Source organism: Qipengyuania sp. JC766 (genome assembly GCF_040717445.1).
Taxonomy (GTDB): domain Bacteria; phylum Pseudomonadota; class Alphaproteobacteria; order Sphingomonadales; family Sphingomonadaceae; genus JC766.
Genome location: NZ_JBFEFL010000001.1, coordinates 987,713 through 1,002,484, shown reverse-complemented (window position 1 = coordinate 1,002,484; position 14,772 = coordinate 987,713). Strand labels below are relative to the sequence as shown.

The window sequence follows — 14,772 nt, the reverse complement described above, 5'->3', positions numbered from 1 at the left end:
TTTCTTCGATCATGGGCGGAGTACCGCCCTCGCGTGCCCGTCGTTCGCTTGACAAAACCACGTGCATCGCCTGTTAGCGCGCCTGAACCGGAGGGGCCGCGCACGCCGCGCCCTTAGCCCCATACATTCCGCCATGGAAAGAGCGAAACCATGCACGCCTATCGTACCCACAATTGTGCCGCACTGACACAGAAGGATGTCGGCGAGACCGTGCGCCTGTCCGGCTGGGTCCATCGCAAGCGTGACCACGGCGGCGTGCTGTTCGTCGATCTGCGCGATCACTACGGCATGACGCAGATCGTGGCGGATGAAGACTCGCCGGCGCTGTCCCTGCTGGATTCGCTCAAGCTGGAATCGGTCGTAACCATCGATGGCGAAGTGAAGGCGCGTGCCGCCGAGGCAGTGAACCCCAACCTCCCGACGGGTGGGATCGAGGTATTCGCGCGCGATGTCACCATCCAGAGCAAGGCCGAAGAGCTTCCGCTGCCGGTGGCGGGAGAGCAGGAGTATCCGGAGGATATCCGCCTCAAGTACCGCTTCGTGGACCTTCGGCGGGAGCGGGTGCATGCCAACATCATGCTGCGCAACAAGGTGATCCAGAGCCTGCGCCGCCGGATGACCAACCAGGGCTTCAGCGAATTCCAGACTCCGATTCTGGGGGCGTCCAGTCCGGAAGGCGCGCGCGACTATCTCGTGCCGAGCCGCCTCCACCCGGGCCGCTTCTACGCGCTTCCGCAGGCCCCGCAGATGTTCAAGCAGCTGCTGATGGTGGCCGGGTTTGACCGCTACTTCCAGATCGCCCCCTGCTTCCGCGACGAGGACCTTCGCGCCGACCGCAGCCCCGAATTCTACCAGCTCGACTTCGAGATGAGCTTTGTGACGCAGGAAGACGTGTTCCAAGCGATCGAGCCGGTGCTGGCGGGCGTGTTCGAGGAGTTCGCCAATGGCAAGAGCGTGACGCCCGCGGGCGAATTTCCGCGCATCCCCTATGCCGAAGCGATGCTGAAATACGGGTCCGACAAGCCGGACCTGCGCAACCCGCTGGAAATCAGCGACGTCACCGGACATTTCGAGAAATCGGGCTTTGGCCTGTTTGAGAAGATCGTCGGCGGCGGCGGACGGGTGCGCGTCATTCCGGCGCCCGCCACGCACGAGAAGAGCCGCAAGTTCTTCGATGACATGAACGACTGGGCGCGCCGCGAAGGATTTGCAGGTCTCGGCTACGTGACCCGCAAGGGCGGCGAGTTCGGCGGTCCGATCGCCAAGAACCACGGCACCGAAGGCATGGAAGCTTTGTATGCCGAACTCGACCTCGGCGAAAACGACGGTCTGTTCTTCGCGGCGGGCAAGGAAAAGGACGCGGCCAAGCTGGCCGGTGCCGCGCGCACCCGTGTCGGCGAGGAGCTGGGCCTGATCGAGCAGGGCTGCTTCAAGTTCTGCTGGATCGTCGATTTCCCGATGTTCGAATACGACGAGGAACTGAAGCGCGTCGATTTCAGCCACAACCCCTTCTCGATGCCGCAGGGCGAGATGGAAGCGCTGGAGACGCAGGATCCGCTCGATGTCCTAGCCTGGCAGTACGACATCGTGTGCAACGGATACGAATTGTCCTCCGGTGCCATCCGGAACCACCGCCCGGACATCATGTACAGGGCATTCGAGGTTGCCGGCTATTCCAAGGAGGATGTCGACGCGAACTTCTCCGGCATGATCGAGGCGTTCAAGCTCGGCGCACCTCCGCATGGCGGTTCCGCCCCGGGTATCGACCGCATCGTGATGCTGCTGGCGGACGAGCCGAACATTCGCGAGGTTATCGCATTCCCGATGAACCAGCGGGCGCAGGACCTCATGATGGGCGCGCCCTCGGTCGTGTCGCCGCGGCAGCTGCGCGAGCTTTCCATCCGGACGGTCGAGCAGCCCAAGCCGGATTCGCCCGAAGCGACGAGGGTCGACCGCGCCGGGGCTTGATCGCGGCGGCCCATTCCTTGCATAATCGCTCCCGCACCAAGGAGGGGGGAAGCGATATGGGACGGATCGGACTGGCGACGGCAATCGCGCTGGCAGGCCTGCTGGCGGCGTGCGGGGACGGCAGCGAAACGGCAGTGGACGATACCTCGGACAACGCGGCGTCGGCTCCCGCAGCGATATCCGCTGCCCCGACGCCGGGTTCGATTGCCGGCCAGCTTTCCTATCCGAGCGACTATCTGCCCGAAGACCTGACCGTATGCGCCCGCAACGAGACCAGCGGCGAGGAATATTGCGAGCGGAGAGCGGAAGGGGCGGACAGCTACCGGATCGAGGTTCCGGCAGGGTCATACACCGTCTGGGCGAGCACGGCCGATTACGGCGCGGATTACCGGGCCTATTATTCCAATGCCGTGCCGTGCGGGCTTTCGGTCGATTGCCCCGATCACGACCCGATCGTGGTCGAAGTCGGTGCGGGAGAAGCCAGGACCGGCATCGATCCGGCCGACTGGTACGCCCGCTAGACTTGCATCCGACAGGCTAAAGCCTTCGGGCACTTGCGCTGCCTTGCGGCGTTCATTAGGGCGAAAGGCAACCCGTAACCCCAAGAATAAGAGGGCACCTATGAGCGATACCCCGGACCGCGTGCAGAAGATCGTCGTCGAGCATCTCGGCGTCGAAAGCGACAAGGTCACTCAGGAAGCGAGCTTCATCGACGATCTGGGCGCAGACAGCCTCGACATCGTGGAACTCGTGATGGCGTTCGAAGAAGAGTTCGGCATCGAGATCCCGGACGACGCGGCGGAAAAGATCACCACCGTGGGCGACGCCACCAAGTACATCGAAGAACACAAGGGCTGATCCGGCCCCGTTTTTTCAGGCATGTCCCGCTCGACCATCGGGCAGGGCGGCTTGAACACCGCAGGCCCGGCCCGATATCGCGGGACGGGCCTGTCGTATTTTTGACGGAGAATTTTGCATGCGCCGTGTGGTCGTAACCGGACTTGGACTTGTCACGCCTCTTGGCGGGGACGTCGAAACAACCTGGTCGAACATCCTTGCCGGAAAAAGCGGCGCCGGGCCCATTACGCGCTTCGATGCGACGGACCAGAAGTGCAAGATCGCGTGCGAAATCAAGCCGAAGGACCACGAATTCGGGTTCGATCCGGACAAACGCGTGGACGGCAAGATCCAGCGCCAGGTCGATCCGTTCATCGTTTACGGCATCGATGCCGCAGGTCAGGCGCTGGAAGACGCCGGCCTCGCAGACATGGATGACGAGCTGACGCTTCGCACCGGCTGCTCGATCGGCGCCGGCATAGGCGGCCTTCCGGGCATCGAGAGCGAATCCGTCAATCTGCACGAACGCGGTCCCGGCCGGGTCAGCCCGCACTTCGTGCACGGCCGCCTGATCAACCTCGTTTCGGGTCAGGTCTCGATCAAGTACGGCCTGATGGGTCCCAACCATGCGGTCGTCACGGCCTGTTCGACCGGCGCGCACTCCATCGGCGACGCGGCGCGCATGATCGCGTTGGACGATGCGGACGTGATGCTGGCGGGTGGTGCGGAAAGCACGGTCAATCCGCTCGGCATCGCCGGCTTTGCGCAGGCGCGCGCTCTCAACACCAGCTACAACGACCGGCCGGAACAGGCCAGCCGCCCTTATGACAAGGACCGCGAAGGTTTTGTCATGGGTGAAGGTGCCGGCGTTGTGGTGCTCGAAGAATACGAGCACGCCAAGGCCCGCGGCGCGAAGATCTATGCCGAAGTGGTCGGATACGGACTTTCGGGCGACGCATACCACGTCACCGCCCCGCATCCCGAAGGCAAGGGCGCGGAACTTGCAATGCGCATGGCATTGAAGCGCGCTGACATGGAACCGTCGGACATCGATTACGTCAACGCGCACGGTACCTCCACCATGGCCGACACGATCGAACTGGCCGCGGTCAAGCGCGTGCTGGGTGACGATCTTGGAGGCGCGTCCATGAGCAGCACCAAGTCGGCCATCGGCCACCTCCTTGGCGGCGCGGGAGCGGTGGAGACGATCTTCTGCATCCTCGCCATTCGCGACCAGATCGTCCCGCCCACCCTGAACCTCGACAATCCGGACGAAGGGACAGAAGGCGTCGATCTGGTGCCGCACGAGGCGCGCAAGCGCGAAGTGAACGCCGCGCTCAACAACAGCTTCGGGTTCGGCGGCACCAATGCGAGCGTGATCGTCAAGAAGGTCGACTGACATGCGCAGATGGCGCGGTGCCTGGCTGGTCGTCGTGCTGGCGGCACTGGTCCTGACCGGTTTCGGGGCGATCGGCTGGGGCTGGTATTTCTCGTCCGAAGTGGAGGAGGATACCAACTTCATCGTCAGTTCCGGAAGCACGCTGACATCCGTCGCGCGGGACCTGGAAGAACAATCGCTGATCGCCAATGCCGACGCGTTCCTGTTCCGCGCGAAGATCCTCGGCGGATCGGCGCCGGTGCAGGCGGGCGAATTCGAACTGGCCGCAGGCACGACCCCGTCCGAGATTCTCGACACGCTGCAATATGGCGAAGCGGTCAGGCGCATGGTCACGGTCACGCCCGGAATGCCCTCGATCCTCGTCTATGAGATGCTGATGGGCGAGGAACTGCTGACCGGCGAAATCCCGGTCCCGCGCGAAGGGTCGGTGCTGCCCGACAGCTACGCGTTTGAACGTGGGGAGGACCGCGCCGCAGTTCTCGCGCGCATGCAGGCGGCCATGCAGAACTACATGGCGGAGGCGTGGCCAAAGCGCCAGCCGGGCATTGCGGTGGACAACATCGCCGATGCGATCACGCTCGCCTCGATCGTGGAGAAGGAAACCGGCGCCGGGGAGCACCGCATGGTCGCCGGCCTGTATTCCAACCGCGTGAAGAAGGGCATGTTATTGCAGGCCGATGCGACGATCATTTATCCGATCACGCAGGGCAAGCCGCTGGGGCGGCGGATCCGTCGTTCGGAAATCGCCGCGGTGAACGACTACAACACATATTCGATGATCGGCCTGCCGAAGGCGCCAATCACCAATCCCGGACGCGAAAGCATTGCCGCGGTGCTCGATCCGGCTGAGACCAGCGCGCTCTACATGGTGGCCGACGGCACGGGTAAGCACGAATTCGCCGACACGCTGGCCGAGCACAACGCGAATGTCGAACGCTGGTACGCAATCCGCCGCGAACGCGGGGAAATGTGACCGGATCGGGTGACGATGCGCCGCTCATCCTGACGGCGGAGCTTCCCCGCGACATGGCCGGATGGGCGACCGGCCTGCGGCGCGCCCATTTTCCGCCCGAACGCAATTACCTCGATGCGCACGTGACGCTGTTCCACGCCCTCCCGCGCATGTACGAGGATGAGATCAGGACCACGCTGGGGCGGATCGCCGCCGAGACCGCGCCCGTGCCCGGACGGCTCACCGGCCTGATGTCGCTGGGGAAGGGCACGGCGCTCAAGCTGGAAAGCCCGGACATGCTCAGCCTGCGGGCGGAGATCGCGGGCAGGTTTCACGGCCTGCTCACCGCGCAGGACCAGCACAAGCCGCGCCTGCACGTAACCATCCAAAACAAGGTAAAGCCGGACGAGGCGAAGGCGTTGCAAGCCGAGCTTGCGCCCGCGATGTCGCCCCGTGACTTCGCGTTCCGTGGCCTGTCGCTATTCGTCTATCGCGGCGGTCCGTGGGAGCATTTGCACACCTACGCCTTTCGCGGTTGACCGGGGCAGGGAGCCGCCCTAAATGCGCCGCTCGCCAAGGCGACGGTCGCGCTAGATCCTGTCCCTTGAAGCGTGTGTGGCGGAGTAGCTCAGGTGGTTAGAGCAGCGGAATCATAATCCGCGTGTCGGGGGTTCAAGTCCCTCCTCCGCTACCATTTCCAGATAGAATGACATCCGGCTCAGGGCCGCTTCTTCTTCGAAGCATTGCGTGGCGTTCGCGCCTGCTTGCCGCGCTTGGGGCCGCGCGGCTTGTCGCCCTTCCGGAAAGCGGGCTTGGGTTGCACACGCGGTCCGCCAGAATTGCCAGCGTTTGGGTGCCGCTTGCGGTTGGTCCTGGCGGCATCGCGCGGGCCGCTTTCCGACCGTTCGATGCTTACCGGGTCCTCGTCACCTTCGGCCTTGGCCGAGCGGTTGGCGGCATCGGCGAACTTGTCGGCAATCTGGCGCGGGATCTGGAAATAAGTCTCGTCGGGCCCGATACGGATCGCGCCGACTTCGTTGCGGGTGATATGCCCACGCCGGCAGAGCAGCGGTAGGATCCAGCGCGGGTCGGCGTTCTGCCTCCGGCCAAGATCCATCCGGAACCACACGGTGTCCTCGAACCCCGGACGGTGTCTCTCCTTCTGCGCCGCACGGCGGGCTTCCGGCGTATCGGCGATCAGGTCTTCTGGCTCCGGCAGGCGGGCGCGGTGCGCGTGGACCAGCATGGAGGCGATCTGTTGCGGCGTCCGCTCGGCGAGCAGCCGTTCGGCGAGTTCCCGGTCGCCTTCGTCCACCTCGACCGGCTGGAGAAGCTTTTCCAGCAGGCGTTCCCGGTCGCGCGCCTTGATGGCTTCACGATCCGGCGCGTCCGTCCAGTCGGCGGCGATCTTCGCATGGCGGAGCATGGACTCGACACGCTTGCGGCGCGAGAACGGGACGATGAGAACCGCCGTCCCCTTCTTCCCGGCGCGCCCGGTACGACCGGACCGGTGCTGCAGGGTTTCGGCGTCGCGCGGAATTTCCACATGGATCACCAGGCTGAGCGAGGGCAGGTCGATGCCGCGCGCGGCCACGTCGGTCGCGACGCACACGCGCGCCCGTCGATCGCGCAGAGCCTGCAGGGCCTGGTTGCGTTCGGACTGCGAATGCTCGCCCGACAGCGCCACGACGGCAAAGCCGCGTTCCTGAAGCGTCGCGTGCAGGTGGCGTACCTTCTCACGCGTGGCGCAGAACAGGATCGCCGTTTCCGCCTCGTGGTAACGCAACAGGTTGACGACGGCGTTCTCGATCTCGGGCGGCGAAACGGTCACCGCCTGGTAGGCGATATCGCCATGGCCGCGTCCTTCGCTGATCGTCGCGATGCGCAGGGCATCGCGCTGGTACCGACGTGCAAGCGCCTCGATCGGGCGGGGCATCGTAGCGGAGAAGAGCAGTGTCCTGCGGCTGTCGGGCGTTGCGTCGAGGATTTCCTCGAGCTCTTCGCGAAAGCCCATGTCCAGCATCTCGTCCGCCTCGTCCAGAACCACGGCCCGGAGGCTGGAAAGGTCGAGCGCACCGCGTTCGAGATGGTCGCGCAGCCGTCCGGGGGTGCCGACCGCGATCGTCACGCCGGAGCGAAGCATCTTGCGTTCCTGCTGCGGGTTCATTCCGCCCACGCACGTCGCCACCCGGGCGCCTGTCTCGCGGTAGAGCCAGCCGAGCTCGCGGCTGACCTGCAGGGCCAGCTCGCGCGTCGGTGCGATGATGAGGGCGAGGGGCCGTTCGGTGAAGGGCAACGTTTCGGAATCGCCCAGAAGTTCCTGCGCCATGGCGAGGCCGAAGGCGATGGTCTTTCCCGATCCCGTCTGTGCGGACACGATCAGGTCGCGTCCCGCGGCTTCCGGCTGCATGACTTCGGCCTGCACCGGGGTGGCCGTGGCGTAGCCGCGTTCGGCAAGGGCAGCTTCGAGGCTGGACGGAAGGTTCGGGAATTTCATGGTAAGGGCCTGTGATAGGAGGAACACGCGATGCCGCTGCAAAGCGCCGGGGCGCTCTTTGCACGGTGAAAGCCGGGGCAATCGGGATCGCGTGGATGGCGCCCCATAGCCGGAAATTCGGATTTTGGCGCGCGAAAAATGATGGCGCCCGTCAGAGCGTCAAGCCCGGGGCCGGAAGGCGGCGAGCGTCGCTTCGCGGACGGTTCTCAACGGATGACGGATAACCGGTTCGAAGGTCTTTGCGGCACCGCCCGTGCCGTAGCCGAACCGGCGCGCGCGCTCGTCCTGCTCAGCGCTGAATGGTATGACGGCCGGGTAGTCCGCATTCCCGTCCTTGAGTGCGACGTCGTTCTCGATCTCGGGTAGCGAGAGGAATTGCCAGAACGGCGAGAGCGATGGGCTGGCGACGAGATCCTCGTATCGCACCACCATCGCGGCGTGCAGGTACTCGCAGTCGGCCAGCGTCTGCTCGTAGGCATCAAGAGCGTAGTCAATCAGCACGTCCGACGGGGTGTCGGTCCATTTTGCCAAAGCGGCGGCCATGACTGCCGGGTGGCGCAGGATCACCACGAACTGGCTGAGCGGGAACAGCTGCTGGTACAACCGCATCCGCGTCAGGTTGACCGGAGACTTTTCCAGTCTCCATTGCCCGCCCTCTTCGAACCAGCGGTCCCAGTCCTGCTCCAGCCGCGTCCTCGTTTCCAGCGTATCGAAGCGACATTCTTCCGTCAGGTGCTGCTCGGGATCGGTGGCATAGTGCCCCGGGATCCCGTGCAGCGCGGTATGCGGGATCGCGCCTTGCAGGTAGCACCCTTCGTTCTCGGGCGCAGGCGAGTGCGAGATCGTCGCCACCTCCGGGTGTTGGGCCAGCAGCCTTGCCAGTATGCTCGTGCCGGTCCGGTGGAGACCGGCCACGAAGACGTAGCGACCCGTGAAGCCGCTCACGATGTCGGCTGTCTCTCGCCCGTTCCGTAAGCCAGCGCGTCGCCGACCTCCAGACCGCCTTCTCCGTAGAGGTAGGCCGGATCGAACCGCGCCATCTGCTTCAGCTTGTCGGCATCGAGGATGGTGATGCGCCCGCGCCGGAAGTCGACGATTTCCGCCTGGCGAAGATCGCGCAGCGAACGGCTGACATGGATCTCGGAGAGGCCGCAAATGTCGGCCAGGTGGATCTGGGTGAGTGGGGTCACGAACCCTGAACTGCGGCCGAGGCCGACCATGCGCAGCCTGTACCACAGTTCCGTCAGGATATGGGCCACGCGGCCCACGGCCCGCAGCTTGACGATCTTGGCCACCCATTCGCGGTGGATCGCCGCATCGAGCAGCGTGCCGAACCAGAACATGCGGGCAAGATGCGGTTCGTTGACCAGCACTTCGCGCAGCCTTTCATGAGGCACGATGCCGATTTTCGTGCGCCCGAGCGTGACGAGGTCGTGATCGAGGCGCTTGAGCGCGAACCCATGCAGGTCCACGAAGTCCCCCGGGACCTGGAAACCGACGATGCTGCGCTCGTTTTCCGCATGGATCGTGCGCAGCATGAAGCCTTCGATGAGGATCGTCGAGTTCTCGCAGAAGTCGCCGCGCGATACGAGTATGTGTTCGCCCTGCATCTCGACCACCTCTTCCACGAGGCTTTCGAGCAGGTCCTTTTCCCGGTCGGTCATGGCGTGGCGCAGGCGGCTGGCGAGGAACCGCCCTGTCTTGGGATATGCTTCGAAATCGTCCACCAATTCGCTCCTTTCCGGCAGTTGCCCTTGGCCTAACTCGCGAGACCAGGCGAGTTAGCAATTGTTCGAACAGGAACGCGGCTTGCGCCGCACCGGTTTCGACCACGACGACTTAACTTTTGCAAATCGGGCTCCCCACATTGAAGATCGCCGTCATCGGCCACATCCGGCATCCGATCGCGCCGCCCTTCATGGGCGGGATGGAAGCGCATTGTCACACGCTGGTCGGATCGCTTGAGCGGGCGGGACATCAGGTGACGTTGTTCGCCGCTGCGGGCAGCGAAGCACGCCAGCTGAGGCCCATTTGCGATCAGCCTTACGAAGCGGTCCTGCCTTGGGCCGAATGGCGCGATACGGACGAACTCGCCGACTTCCAGACGGAAGCTTTTGCGCGCGCGTGGAAGGCGATCCTGGCGGACGATTTCGACGTCGTGCACAACAATTCGCTGTCGACCGACCTTGCCGTCTGGGCCGCGCGCGATGGCGTGCCGATGGTGACATCCCAGCACGTGCCGCCGTTTGCGAGGATGCGCCGCGCGGTCGGCGCAGTGAAGGACAGGCCGGGGCAGATCGTGACGGTCACCTCGCGCCAGCAACTGGGCCTCTGGGGGGATGATCGCGGCCGGAACATGCGGGTCGTCCATAACGGTATCGACACCGGCGAATGGCGCTCTGACGAGACCCGGCACGACCGGCTTCTCTGGTTCGGGCGCATCACCGAGACGAAGGGCCTGCGCGAAACTGTCGCCGCGGCGCGTATGGCCGGACGCAAACTGGACATCGTCGGATCGATCGAGGACCGCGGCTATTTCGATGCGCATGTCGCGCCGTTCCTAGGCGACCGGATCCGTTATCTTGGCCATCTGTCCGGCAAGGAGTTGAGGACCACCGTCTCGCAGGCCCTGGCGGTTTGCGTCACGCCGATGTGGGACGAACCTTTCGGTCTTGTCGCTGCGGAGGCAATGGCTCTCGGCGTGCCGGTGATCGCGTTCGATCGCGGTGCGATGCGCGAAGTGCTGGGCCCTTGCGGCGCCTTGGTGCGGGGCGGGGACGTCGACGAGCTGGCCGATGCGATGCGTCGCGCCGAAGCGCTGGACGGGGATTGCTGCCGCGATCGCATCGAACGGCTGTTCTCGATCGAACAGATGATCGACGGCTATGTCGCGGCCTATCGCGACGCCATTGCCGGCGTGCAACCTGCCGAAACCGCGGTAACGATCGCGGCCTGATCCTCAGGAGAGCGCGGCCGCTTCCAGCTGCTCCAGCACGATCGCGCTGCTGGCATAGGGCTGGTCGGCCTGCTGGCGTGTCAGCGCTAGGTCCGCGTCCGAGGGATCGCGCAGCTTGCGCCATCCGTGCGGAGTCCGCTCCAGGAGCCCCATCAGCACGAAGGCGCGCAGCCAGTGCTGCATGGTCGGCTCGCCCCACTTCTCCATGAATACGTGCGCGTTGGCGAGCACGCTGTCGAGATGATGGACCGGCGGCATGTGGTGGGGGTGATATTGATGGAACGCCTTTGCGCCGCGCAGCCACCAGATCGGCAGGCCCAGCGATGCGACCGTCCGTCCGAAATCGGTATCCTCGCCGCCATAGCCGCGAAACCGTTCGTCGAACCCGCCGACGATTTGGAACTCCCTGGCGCTCAGTGCGAAATTGAGCGACCAGAAGCAGCGATAGTCGCTGCACTCCCGGCTCGGCCCTTCGGGCGGTCCGGCGCGTTCGGAATGGCGCACGCCCACCGATTCGAAGCTGCGGAAATCGATCCCGTTCGCGGTAGCACCCGACGGGAGATAGGCGACTTCGCCCATCATCACGCCATCGTGCGATTGCGCCGCCCGCACGTAATCCGCAACGCAGTCCGGTCCGGGGATGCAATCGACGTCCAGAAATACCAACAGGTCTCCGGTCGCTTCGCCGGCAGCGCGATTGCGCGCCTCGGCAAGCGACAGGCCGGCATTGCCCATCGCGATCTGGCGAACCGGGAAGGGGGCGGAAGGCAGGTCGTAGGCCTGTTCCTGCAGCACGGCGATTACCAGTTCGTCCGGAAAGCTGCTGCCGAGGCTCAGCCCGCGGACCAGGTTGCACAGGTGCTTCTCGCGGCCGAAGGCCAGCGTGCAGACGGAAACGCTCATACGACGGTCAGCTCCGGCTTGACGGTTTCGTGCGCCACTGGCGGCCTGACTTTCCAGAGCCGTTCGGTGAGGCAGAGGATTTCTTCCGCGGCATTCTTCGCGGCGTCGGGTTTCACCAGCGCCCGCTGGGCCTCCGGATCCAAGCAGGATGCGGCATGCCACAGGCGCGACCATTCCGCGCCCGATGCGGGCCAGTGGCGCGAAACGGCGGCCACCCCGGCCCGGTCGAGGGCTTCCGCCTTGCACAGCTGTTCGGCGAAATACCGCCATTCGGGCACGACGACCCACGGTTTGGCCGCGGAGGCGACCATGTGGACCGTGGTATTGCCCGCGCTGGAGACGACGCGATCGGCCGCCGAAATCCAGTCTTCCGGGTTTTCCACCCAGCCAAGGTGCCTCAGATTAGCGGGCGGCGTTTCGTGCCATTCGCTTTCGACGCGGCCCAGAGTCACCCATTCGCTGCGGCTGTCGAAGCGCGCACCGATGGTAAGCGGCGCGGTCGGAAAGCCGGTTCCGCCCCCGCCGCTCACCACCACGACCAGCTCGCGATCCTCCGGCAGGGCGAGCTTACGGCGCGCTTCCGCCTTGGACGAAAGGCTCGAACAGTCGATGCCGATGCCGGGCGCGTAGATCGTCTTTTCGGTCATCCACGGCGGACGCCCGACCTGTTCCAGGGCGCGCGCGTAGGGCGCCAGCAAGCCGGCCGCGCCGCGATAGGATGCCATGTGCCCGGGATCGTCCCGCTCGCCATGCTGGAGCACGGCCATGTGCGGGACGGACGCGATGCGCGCCAGCTGGCCCAGCTCCGCCGACACATCCGTGACGAACAGCGCGGGCCGTTCGCGCGCGAACCAGGCGGTCAGTGTCGCGACAGCATCGGTGATCTGCTGCCAGCCCACGGGGGCGCAATGCAGCGTATCGGGCGTTTCGAGGTCATCCAGCGCGGACGGTGCCACGCCGTCCGGTTCGAACAGCGATGGCAGGGACACGATTTCGATATCGCCGGAAAGCGCAGGGAATATGTCTTCGCGCGCGCTGAACAGGCGCACCGGGACATCCGCCGCCATTGCATTCGCCAGTGCCGCCGCGCGCTCGGCATGGCCGCGCCCCTGATGGTGCACGAAGATGCCGATCGGTTTGGTGTGTGCGCTCAAGCCGCGACCTCCCTGTTTGAAATAGCGAGATGGGCGCGCAGGCCCTCCAGGACACCGGCCGCATGGGCCTGCCGCGCCATGAAGGCTCCGGTGCGGCGACCGACCGCCTGCATCTCCGGTTCGCAATTGGATACGAGGATCGATTGCGCACAGCTTTCGATCATGTCCCGGTCGTTGCCACTGTCGCCCGCCACGATGACCCGGTGTTCTGGAATCCTCATGCTCTCTGCCGCGAAACGCACGGCGGCACCTTTGCCGGCGCGCGCCGGCAATATGTCGAGCAGCCGGCCATGGCTGAAGATGACCCGGGCTGGGATGCCGCGATCTGCCAGATGCGGGCGTAACGCGTCGGCCTCGGTCGCATCCGCGCAAAAAAAGCTCCGCTTGAAGCGCTTCTGGTCGACACATGGCTGCGGATCGAACTGGGACAGGGGTTCCATCAGGCGGTCGACCCGTTCCGCGTCCCAGCCCGATGCGATCCGCCGGGCGAACTCTTCGTCACGCCGCAAACGTCCGCCATCGGCCCAGTGGATTTCAGAGCCGACCGACGTGATCCAGACGCACGGAGACGGCAGCTTCCAGTCGTTGAGGATCCGGCGCGCTTCGACCAGGCTGCGGCCCGTGGCGATACCGAAGGCGATGTGCGGATTGTCGCGCAGATAGGCCGACAGTTCGGCGGCGGAATTCCGGCATCCGGTTAGCGTATTGTCGATGTCGCACACCAGCAGATGTGTGGGGCGTGCCAGGCCTTGGACCGTTGCGGATGCTTGTTCCCCGGTCACGCTTCGCACGGCGCCCATGAATTGCTCCGCATAGGCGTCCCAGCTGACCGCGCCGATCCTGTCGGCCGCGCTGGCTGCGTATCGCCGGTGGCGGGCGCGATCCCGGACAAGATCGAAGATCGCCGCGCCGATCGCGTCTGTGTCGGTCGGATCGACGAGATCGCCGTGGCCAATTTCCGCGACGATATCGGAGGGTCCGCCTCTGGATGTCGTCACGACCGGCAGACCGTGAACGGCCGCTTCGAGGATGGTCAGGCCGAACGGTTCGAACAGGGCCGGATTGACGAACACGCCGCCGCTTTCCGCCGCAAGACGGTAGAGACCGCGAACGATGCTGGCATCGTGCTGACGCGGATAAGCCGCGATGCCGTGCAGGTCGAAGCGGTCGATCGCGTCGAAAATGTCCCGCATGACCTCGGCCTGTTCCGCTTCGCCGCCGGTCATGCTGTCGCGAAGGCCGGGCAGGATGACGAGGTTGGCCGTGGCGGGCAGGTCGGGGTGCCGGCCGAATGCCTCGACCAGCGCCGCGAGGTTCTTCTTGCGGACCGGGCGAGCGATGGCCAGGACGATGGGCCGGGACGGATCGCGCAGGAACGGGGCGATGGCCTCCCTGGCGGCGGCCATATCCGCGTTGTCGGCCACGCGCTGGTCGATGCCCGGCCGGATGCGCCAAACGGTTTCCTCCTTCGCCGAGGGGTAGGCCATCACCTGCCGCTCGCATTCGTCGCGCGACGAGGCGACGATGGCGTCGGCCTGGCCGATGGCACGATCCTCTTCCGCCAGGCGGTGTTCGAGGCACGACGGCACCGTTTCGCAGCACGCCGCCTTGTCGGCGGCGAGCGAATGGGGCGTGTAGATGAAGGGTATACCCAAGGCATCGCGCACCTTGCGCGCGACTTCGGCAGCGTCGGCGAAATGGGCGTGGATGCAGTCGGGCAGGCTCGTGCGGCGGCGCAGGTTTTCGATAAGGGCAGCGGTGAACGCTTCCCGGTCTCCGGCCAGCGCTTCCTTGGACAGGTAGCGCCGGTTGCCGCTGTCGATCCGCGTGATGCCGAGCTTGGGCGCGACGATCTCGCTCTCGTTTGCGTGGACTCGCCCGAGTGCCGGCTCGTCGAACAGCCGCGTCACTATCTCGCACCGGGCGACGTCGGACCGACGGGCCAGCGCGCGCGCCGCGCCGAGGATGTAGGTGATGTGCCCGCCGGTGTCTTCGGTAATGCCGTATTTCGGTTCGCTCCGAAGACATCCGCCGAGAGCGAGGTGCATGATGGTAAGGGGCTGCATCACTCGAAGGGACGCCCGCCCAACTATGGCCGTTCCTAAC

The 14,772-nt window shown here is 65.2% G+C and carries 13 protein-coding genes and 1 tRNA gene; 8 read left to right on the top strand and 6 right to left on the bottom strand.

Annotated features, from left to right (window positions below):
• Nucleotides 1-150: 150 nt before the first annotated feature.
• From aspS to AB1K63_RS04865, 7 genes are all read left to right on the top strand, one after another.
• The gene (gene aspS, locus AB1K63_RS04895; RefSeq protein WP_366958833.1) at nt 151-1,968 is read left to right on the top strand and encodes an aspartate--tRNA ligase; all 1,818 of its coding nucleotides are present in this window, start codon (nt 151-153) and stop codon (nt 1,966-1,968) included.
• Nucleotides 1,969-2,024: 56 nt separating this feature from the next.
• On the top strand, nt 2,025-2,489 hold the full coding sequence (locus AB1K63_RS04890; protein WP_366958832.1) for a hypothetical protein: 465 nt from the start codon (nt 2,025-2,027) through the stop codon (nt 2,487-2,489).
• A gap of 100 nt (nt 2,490-2,589) precedes the next feature.
• Nucleotides 2,590-2,826, top strand: a complete 237-nt coding sequence (locus tag AB1K63_RS04885) for an acyl carrier protein (protein ID WP_366958831.1) — start codon at nt 2,590-2,592, stop codon at nt 2,824-2,826.
• A 118-nt stretch (nt 2,827-2,944) separates the two neighbouring features.
• A complete protein-coding gene (gene fabF / locus AB1K63_RS04880; protein ID WP_366958830.1) occupies nt 2,945-4,204 on the top strand; it encodes a beta-ketoacyl-ACP synthase II in 1,260 nt (419 codons plus the stop codon).
• Nucleotide 4,205: 1 nt separating this feature from the next.
• A complete protein-coding gene (gene mltG / locus AB1K63_RS04875) occupies nt 4,206-5,177 on the top strand; it encodes an endolytic transglycosylase MltG (protein WP_366958829.1) in 972 nt (323 codons plus the stop codon).
• Nucleotides 5,174-5,695: a 2'-5' RNA ligase family protein gene (locus AB1K63_RS04870; protein ID WP_366958828.1), complete on the top strand. Its 522-nt coding sequence runs from the start codon at nt 5,174-5,176 to the stop codon at nt 5,693-5,695. The genes mltG and AB1K63_RS04870 overlap by 4 nt, the downstream gene beginning before the upstream one ends.
• A 78-nt stretch (nt 5,696-5,773) precedes the next feature.
• Nucleotides 5,774-5,850, top strand: a tRNA-Met gene (locus AB1K63_RS04865).
• A gap of 24 nt (nt 5,851-5,874) precedes the next feature.
• Here AB1K63_RS04865 and AB1K63_RS04860 read toward each other — a convergent pair.
• From AB1K63_RS04860 to AB1K63_RS04850, 3 genes are all read right to left on the bottom strand, one after another.
• Entirely contained in the window at nt 5,875-7,653 is a 1,779-nt protein-coding gene (locus tag AB1K63_RS04860; protein ID WP_366958827.1) for a DEAD/DEAH box helicase, read from the bottom strand.
• 159 nt (nt 7,654-7,812) lie between these two features.
• Nucleotides 7,813-8,598 (bottom strand): sulfotransferase, encoded by a 786-nt coding sequence (locus AB1K63_RS04855; protein ID WP_366958825.1) that lies wholly within the window; start codon nt 8,596-8,598, stop codon nt 7,813-7,815.
• The gene (locus AB1K63_RS04850) at nt 8,595-9,380 is read right to left on the bottom strand and encodes a Crp/Fnr family transcriptional regulator (RefSeq protein WP_366958824.1); all 786 of its coding nucleotides are present in this window, start codon (nt 9,378-9,380) and stop codon (nt 8,595-8,597) included. The genes AB1K63_RS04855 and AB1K63_RS04850 overlap by 4 nt, the downstream gene beginning before the upstream one ends.
• A gap of 140 nt (nt 9,381-9,520) precedes the next feature.
• Between AB1K63_RS04850 and AB1K63_RS04845 the strand changes: the two genes are divergently transcribed.
• A complete protein-coding gene (locus AB1K63_RS04845) occupies nt 9,521-10,609 on the top strand; it encodes a glycosyltransferase (protein ID WP_366958822.1) in 1,089 nt (362 codons plus the stop codon).
• 3 nt (nt 10,610-10,612) lie between these two features.
• On the opposite strand, the gene AB1K63_RS04840 is transcribed toward AB1K63_RS04845, so the two are convergent.
• From AB1K63_RS04840 to AB1K63_RS04830, 3 genes are read right to left on the bottom strand one after another with little or no spacing between them, the layout of a single operon-like run.
• A complete protein-coding gene (locus AB1K63_RS04840) occupies nt 10,613-11,512 on the bottom strand; it encodes a galactosyltransferase-related protein (protein WP_366958821.1) in 900 nt (299 codons plus the stop codon).
• Nucleotides 11,509-12,666 (bottom strand): hypothetical protein, encoded by a 1,158-nt coding sequence (locus tag AB1K63_RS04835; RefSeq protein WP_366958820.1) that lies wholly within the window; start codon nt 12,664-12,666, stop codon nt 11,509-11,511. Before AB1K63_RS04835 ends, AB1K63_RS04840 begins: the two co-directional genes overlap by 4 nt.
• Complete coding sequence (locus tag AB1K63_RS04830; RefSeq protein ID WP_366960644.1) at nt 12,663-14,732, bottom strand: HAD-IIB family hydrolase; 2,070 nt, start codon at nt 14,730-14,732, stop codon at nt 12,663-12,665. Before AB1K63_RS04830 ends, AB1K63_RS04835 begins: the two co-directional genes overlap by 4 nt.
• Nucleotides 14,733-14,772 lie beyond the last annotated feature (40 nt).